Here is a 6,597-nt window from a genome sequence, read left to right on the forward strand (position 1 = left end):
ATCATAAGCGCCTTGGCCGAAGGCGACGCCGATTACCAAAGCCGGCGCATGCCTTCGGCCAAGGCGCTTATGATGGCGCGCCTCCCTCCTGTCAGCCTGGCGCCGAAGGACGGCTTGTCGCTGATCAATGCTTCGGCGGTCTCCACCGGCGCCGGCGCACTGGCACTTGCAGACGCGCTGTCTGCGATGGAACAGCAGCAGCAGGCCGGCGCGCTGACCATGGAAGCGCTCGCGGCCAACCGCACCATTCTCGATCCGCGCCTGCATGTCGCGCGGCCCGCGGCCTGCCAATTGCTGGCGGCAAGGACGCTGCGCGACCTGCTCGCGCGCGATCATGAAACGACGCCGACGAGCTTGCAGGATCCGCTGTCGATCCGCTGCATGCCCTCGATCCACGGGGCGCTGATCCAGGCGATCGATCATGCCAGGCTGGCGGTCGAGATCGAGCTCAACGCCGCCGCCGACAATCCGCTGGTGCTGGTCGAAGACACGTTGGTGCTGTCGACCGGCAACTTTCACACCGCGTCACTCGCGCTCGCCTTCGAGACGCTTGGCCTGGCAATCGCGCAATGCGCGGGGGCTTGCGCCGCTCGCTTCATCCAGCTCACCGGCTCGGGCCGCAACAGCCTGCCCAAATACCTGTCGCCGCTCGGCGGCGCCTCCGCCGGCTTCGTGCCTCTGCAGAAGACCGTTACGGCGATCCTGGCCGCGATCCGCCATAAGGCCAACCCCGTGATGCTCGATTACCTGCCGGTCTCGGAAGGCGTGGAGGATCACGCAACGCAAACGCTTCTGGCGGTTTCGAAATGCGCCGACATGATCGTACTGTGGCGACGCCTGATCGCCATGGAACTGATGGCGGCGGCCCAAGCCGTTGACCTGCGTGAAGGGATCACGCTGGCGCCGGCAACCGCCGTCATCCACACTTCTGTCCGCACGCATGTCCCGACGCTCAAGGAGGACAGGCCGCTCGGGGCCAACGCCAACGTGCTCTACGCAGCGCTCGCCGACGGCTCTTGGCGGGCCTGAAAAACAAAGAGTTAGCCGCGCTTCTTGAATCGGCGTCAGCGCGACACGCTTCAGATGACCGCCCGACGGCGTCGATTAGCCCGCCGCGATCAGCACAGTACTGTCCGGCGACCAGCTGAGCACCACCGGCTGACCTTCAGCCAACCTTTCGGCGCCGGTGTTCTGCACGATCACCTTCAGCGTCCGGCCGTCGCGGTCGACAAAATAGGTGCTGTTGTTGCCGGCGAAGATACGCTTGGACACCTGTCCCTTGAGCGTATTGGCATTGTCCGCATCGGGCTTCGCCGCGCCGGTCGAGATCTGGATCCGCTCCGGCCGCACCGCGCAACTCGCCTTGGCGCCGGCTGCCAACGAGGGCCCTGACGAGGCATTGATCGCCGTGCCGTCGGGCAGCCGGATGCCGGTGCCGGTCGCGTCGCCGCGAAAGATGTTGGCGTCGCCGAGGAAGGTCGCGGCGAACTCGCTTTGCGGTCGGTCGTAGATCTCTTCCGGCGGCCCCTCCTGCACCAGCCTGCCGTCGCGCAGGATGCCGATGCGGTCGCTCATCGTCAGCGCCTCTTCCTGGTCGTGCGTGACGAAGATGGTGGTGATGCCGATCTCGCGCTGGATGCGCTTCAACTCGATCTGCATGTCGACGCGCAGCGCCTTGTCGAGCGCGCCGAGCGGCTCGTCGAGCAACAGCACGCGCGGCTTGGTGACGATGGCGCGCGCCAACGCCACGCGCTGGCGCTGGCCGCCGGAAAGCTGGTGCGGCCGGCGGGCACCCAGCTTGCCAAGTTGGACGAGGTCGAGTGCCCGCTGCACCTCGGCGGCGATCGTCGCCTTGGCCTCGCCGCGCACCGACAAGCCGAAGGCGACATTGTCTGCGACGCTCATATTGGGAAACAGCGCATAGTTCTGGAACACCATGCCGATGCGACGCTTCTCGACCGGCACGCGCTCGACGCTCTCGCCGCCGATGGCGATGCGGCCGCTGTCGGGAAAATCGAAGCCGGCGATCTGGCGCAGCAAGGTGGTCTTGCCGCTGCCCGACGGCCCGAGCAGCGCGTAGAAGCCGCCGTCGGCGAAATCGATCGAGACGTCATCCAGCGCCTTGTGCGCGCCAAAACTGCGGGAGACGTTCGCTACCTGGACGCCTGCCATTATTTCTCTCCGCCGAATTTGAAGAAGCGTGCCGTGAGCAGCATCAGCGCCATCGACACCACGATGATGATCGTCGACACCGCGTTGATCTCGGGCGTGAAGCCTTTGCGGATCGCCGCATAGATCTCGACCGGCAGCGTCGTCTGGCCTGGGGTCGACAGGAAGTACGAGACCACGAACTGGTCAAACGACACGGCGAAAGCGAACAGACCGCCGGCGATCACTCCGGGCATGATCCAGGGCAGCGTGACGCGGTTCGTCACCTGCCACTGGTTGGCGCCGAGCGAGCGCGCCGCCTCCTCCAGCTCCGGCGCGAAGGTCTGCAACCGGGCCGAGACAACGACGATCACATAAGGCAGCGCCAGCGCGACATGGCCGAGCAGGATGGCTACCAGCCCGCGGCCGATGCCGATGCCGAAGAAGAAGATCAGCATCGCCGTGCCTGTGATCAGCCACGGAATGGCGATCGGCGGGAAGAGCAGCGCCTGCAGGGCCTTCTTGCCCGGGAATTCGTAGCGGTAGAGCGCCAGCGAGGCGGCCGAGCCGAGCACGGTCGAGATGATGGTGGTGATGACCGCGATCTCGATGCTGTTCCAGGTCGCCGCGATCAGCTGGTCGTTCTGCCAGAGCGAGGCGTACCAGTCCGTCGTCCACTCGAGTGGCAATTGGTAGAAGGGCGAGGCGTTGAACGACATCAGCGCCATGATGATGATCGGCAAATAGAGGAAGGCGAGCAGCAGGACGATGTAGAACCGCCCTAGCCATTCGAGGATGCGCGTCGTCGCCATCAGGCGGCCCTCCGCAACACTGGCGAGGCCACCGCCAGGATCACCAGCACGACGGCAAGCAGGATGAACGAGAGAGCGGCGCCCAGCGGCCAGTTGAAGACGGCGACGAACTGGTCCTCGATGACGGTGCCGTAGAAAGTGCCGGTGCGGCCGCCGAGAATACGCGGCTCCATGAAGGAGCCGACGACCGGCACGAAAATCAGCGCCGCCCCCGCGATCAGGCCCGGCATCGACAGCGGTATGATGACGCGCCAAAGAACCTGCCGCCGCGAGGCGCCGAGCGAGCGGCCGGCCTCGATCAGCGAATCGTCGATCGCCTGCAGCGTCAGGTAGCAGGTCAGCACCATGTAGGGCACGTAGGAGTGCACCAGGCCGATGATGACGGCCGGGTAGGAATACATGAGATCGATGTTGATCTTGAACGGCAGCACGGCGTTGAGTGCCGTGTCGAGGATGCCGCCCTCGCGCAGCACCATCGCCCAGGAGAAGATGCGCACCAGCCCGTTCGACCAGAACGGCAGGATGACGAGCAGGAAGATCGCCTCCCGGCTGCGTCCCTTCAGCACCTTGGCCAGCACATAGGCCGCCGGATAGCCGATCACCACGCACCAAAGGGTGACCTCGAGGCCGAGCCGCAGCGAGGCAAGCAGAAGCGTCAGATAAAGGCTCTGCGAGAAGAAGGCCGCGTAGTTGTCGAGCGTGAACGCCCATTCCTTCCCGGCCAGCGGCAGGTCGGTCATGAAGGAGAAGAAGACCATGGCCGACAGCGGCAGGAAGATCGCCACCGTCAGCCACAGATAGGCCGGCAGGAGAAGCGGCAGGGCCGGCCTCAGTCCGCGCCGCGAACCGATCGCATGCTGGTCAGCCATGGATGCCTCTCCTCCCCGAAAGACGCCGACTACTTCACGTTGACCTTCAGCTCCTGCCAGAGCGCCAGGTACTTCTCGCGCTGCTCGTCGGTGACCGGCGCCTGGAACTGGATGCGCTTGGCGACGTCCGGATCGCCCATGACCTTGCGGTTGAATGCATCCTCGGGCAGCGCCTCGACCGCTTTGGTGTTGGCCGATACCGGCGCGCCGACCTTGGTGACCCATTCGACGTAGAATTTCGGGTCGATCATGTAGTTGATGAAGGCTTCGGCGCCCTCGACATTCTTGGAGCCTGCCGGGATCGAGAAGGCATCGAGCCAGGCGACGGCGCCTTCCTGCGGGATAACCAGCGAGACCGGCAGCTTGAAATGCGTCTTGGCGCGATCGGCCGAGCCGCTCCAGTAGGTGCCGATGTCGATCTGGTTGGAGGCGACCATCTGGTTCCAGTCGTTCTCCGAGCTCCAGAACGTCTTGATCTGCGGCATCAGCGAGGTGAGCTTCGCCTTGACCGCTTCCATGTCCTTGATGTCGTTTATGTTCTGGCCACTGGCGATGGCGCCGAACTGCACCGCCTCGACGGCGTCATCACGGATGATGACGCGGCCCTTATGCGCCGGATCCCACATTTCGGCGATGCTCGTCGGCGGCTTGGGGAACGACTTCTCGTTGATCGCTAAGGCGGTCAGCCCCCACACCCACGGCACGCCATAGACCTTGCCGTCATGGTTGAGCATCGGTGAGCCGGCCTTGTCCTTGCTGATGTCGGCGTAGTTGGCAAGCTTCGAGACGTCGATCGGCTGGATCAGCTTGCCGGCCATCGCCTGATCGTTGAAGGCGGCATTGATCATGACGACGTCGTAAAGGCCGGGATTGGTCCTGAGCTTGGTCAGCATCTCCTGTTCGGAGTTGAAGAAGTCGTTGACCACCTTGTTGCCGGTCGCCTTCTCGAAGGCTGCGATCGCCCATGGCTCGTCGGCGCCGTAACCCTTCCAGTTGAGCACATGCACTTCACCGGCATTGGCGGCAAGCGTGAATGCTGAAGCGAAGACGGCCGTGGCCGTCAAAAAAGCGGTCAGTCTGGGCATGCGCATGTTTCTTTCCTCTCATTGTTTGCCCGGTTGGCGGGCTTGTTAAGTTGTGGCCTCTCGTTCCCGGTCCTGCGCGATCGCCGCTTGAACGCGCCGGGCAAGGAATTCCTGGGTTTCGGCGTCGGTCGGCGCCGACGATCCGCCATGGCGGGTAACGGAAATCGCTGCCGCCGCATTGGCATAGCGCGCTGCCTCGCATGGCGGCATGTCGCGCGACAGGCCGCTGACGAAGGCGCCGATATGAGCATCGCCGGCGCCGTTGGTGTCGACGGCGGCGACCTCGAAACCGGGTATGGCGCGCGTACCGCCATCGGCCAGCCGCACTAGGCAGCCTTGCGCGCCGTCGCGGATGACGACGCCTACCGCTTTCCGGCAATGGTCGGCGAGCAGCCGGATGGCTGCAGTCTGCGCGTCGCCCGAACCTGCGATCGCGGCCGCCTCGCTGGTGTTGCAGCTCAGCCAGGTCGTGCGCGCCAGCACCCTGTCCAGGATCGGGCGCGGAATCTCGGCTATCACCGGCGTTGGATCGAAGACGAAGGGGACTTCCGCCGGCAGCGCCTCGATCCAGTCGGCGAGCGCGTCGCGGCTGCCGGGATAGCTCAGCGTGTAGCCGGAGGTAAAAACCCAATCACCGGCTTGGACTTGGACGGAAGCCATCATGTCGCGCGTGAGCCGGCTCTCGGCGCCCGGCCAGGAGACGAAGGTGCGCTCGGCGTCGCCGCTGATCATGGCAACGCAATTGCCGCTGTCCATCAACGGCGACGGCGGCGTCAGCGTCGAGATGCCTTCGGCGGCAAAAGCCGCGCGCAGGAAATCGCCGTCCGGCCCGGTACCGAGCTGACCGCCGAACACCACCCTCATGCCGGTGCGCCTCGCCGCGACCATCATGTTGAAGCCGCCACCGGCGACCCGCGCGTAGCTCGACGCGGTCTTTTCCGTGCCGGGCGCCGGCAAGGCGTCGATGCGGTAGACATAGTCCACCACGGCGCTGCCGACATGGACCAGCCGTCCACTCATGCTGCAGCCTCCTTGCCGGAGCGGATCTTTGCCTCGCGTGCCGCGATGAGATCGTCTGCCAGCGCGCGAACCGCGGCGAGATCGATGCCGTGCAATTTGGCAATGCGATCCTGCGGCAGGCGCGACAGGCCGGCAGAGGCACCTGCCATGCTGGCGGCAATGGCGCCGATCGTGTCGGTGTCGCCGCCGAGATTGGCGCTGATGACAGCCGCTCGCCACGGATCGCCTTCGGCGACCTCCAGCACGGCGAACGCCGCCGGAACCGATTCCTGGCTGGCGACGCCGGTGCCGACCAGATCGACGATCAGCCGGATCGCCTCTTTCTCGGCCTTGCCGCGCACAAGGTCCTGCGCCCAGGCGATCCGCGCGGCGATGTCGCCGCCGGTGACCCAATGCCCGAGCGTTGCCCCCAACCGTGCCGCCGTCACGGCGCGCTCGGAAGCCGCGCGCCAGTCGGCGCCCGAGACTCCGCCGCTGACCGCCAAAGCGACCGCGGCGGCCGAAGCTATGGCAATCGAGGTATTGTGCGTGGCCCGGCAGGTTTCCGCGACCTTCGCAACCAGCGTGTCGAGTGGCTCCGGCGGCATCATGATGCCAACTGGCGCGATGCGCATGGCCGCGCCGTTGGTGTCGCCGCCGCTGCCGGCCTCCTCGGGCGGCACG

Annotated in this window: 7 protein-coding genes; 1 reads left to right on the forward strand and 6 read right to left on the reverse strand. The window is 65.6% G+C overall.

Annotated features, from left to right (window positions below; all coding sequences use genetic code 11):
* Positions 1-1,029 (forward strand): aromatic amino acid lyase (locus EOA33_RS19795; RefSeq protein ID WP_145989206.1); only part of this gene is annotated, 1,029 nt, incomplete at its 5' end.
* Between the two features lie 75 nt (positions 1,030-1,104).
* On the opposite strand, the gene EOA33_RS19800 is transcribed toward EOA33_RS19795, so the two are convergent.
* From EOA33_RS19800 to EOA33_RS19825, 6 genes are all read right to left on the reverse strand, one after another.
* Positions 1,105-2,172, reverse strand: coding sequence for an ABC transporter ATP-binding protein (locus tag EOA33_RS19800; RefSeq protein ID WP_127406355.1), 1,068 nt, complete (start codon positions 2,170-2,172; stop codon positions 1,105-1,107).
* On the reverse strand, positions 2,172-2,960 hold the full coding sequence (locus tag EOA33_RS19805) for an ABC transporter permease (protein WP_126059003.1): 789 nt from the start codon (positions 2,958-2,960) through the stop codon (positions 2,172-2,174). Before EOA33_RS19805 ends, EOA33_RS19800 begins: the two co-directional genes overlap by 1 nt.
* Positions 2,960-3,829 (reverse strand): ABC transporter permease, encoded by an 870-nt coding sequence (locus EOA33_RS19810; RefSeq protein ID WP_126059002.1) that lies wholly within the window; start codon positions 3,827-3,829, stop codon positions 2,960-2,962. The genes EOA33_RS19805 and EOA33_RS19810 overlap by 1 nt, the downstream gene beginning before the upstream one ends.
* A gap of 29 nt (positions 3,830-3,858) precedes the next feature.
* Positions 3,859-4,920: an ABC transporter substrate-binding protein gene (locus EOA33_RS19815; protein WP_126059001.1), complete on the reverse strand. Its 1,062-nt coding sequence runs from the start codon at positions 4,918-4,920 to the stop codon at positions 3,859-3,861.
* A 39-nt stretch (positions 4,921-4,959) separates the two neighbouring features.
* Positions 4,960-5,934: a PfkB family carbohydrate kinase gene (locus tag EOA33_RS19820; protein ID WP_127406356.1), complete on the reverse strand. Its 975-nt coding sequence runs from the start codon at positions 5,932-5,934 to the stop codon at positions 4,960-4,962.
* Positions 5,931-6,597, reverse strand: a 667-nt coding sequence (locus EOA33_RS19825) for an ADP-ribosylglycohydrolase family protein (RefSeq protein WP_190234316.1), incomplete at its 5' end; no start/stop codon positions are given. The genes EOA33_RS19825 and EOA33_RS19820, both read right to left, overlap by 4 nt.

This window comes from Mesorhizobium sp. M4A.F.Ca.ET.050.02.1.1 (assembly GCF_003997725.1).
Taxonomy (GTDB): Bacteria; Pseudomonadota; Alphaproteobacteria; order Rhizobiales; family Rhizobiaceae; genus Mesorhizobium.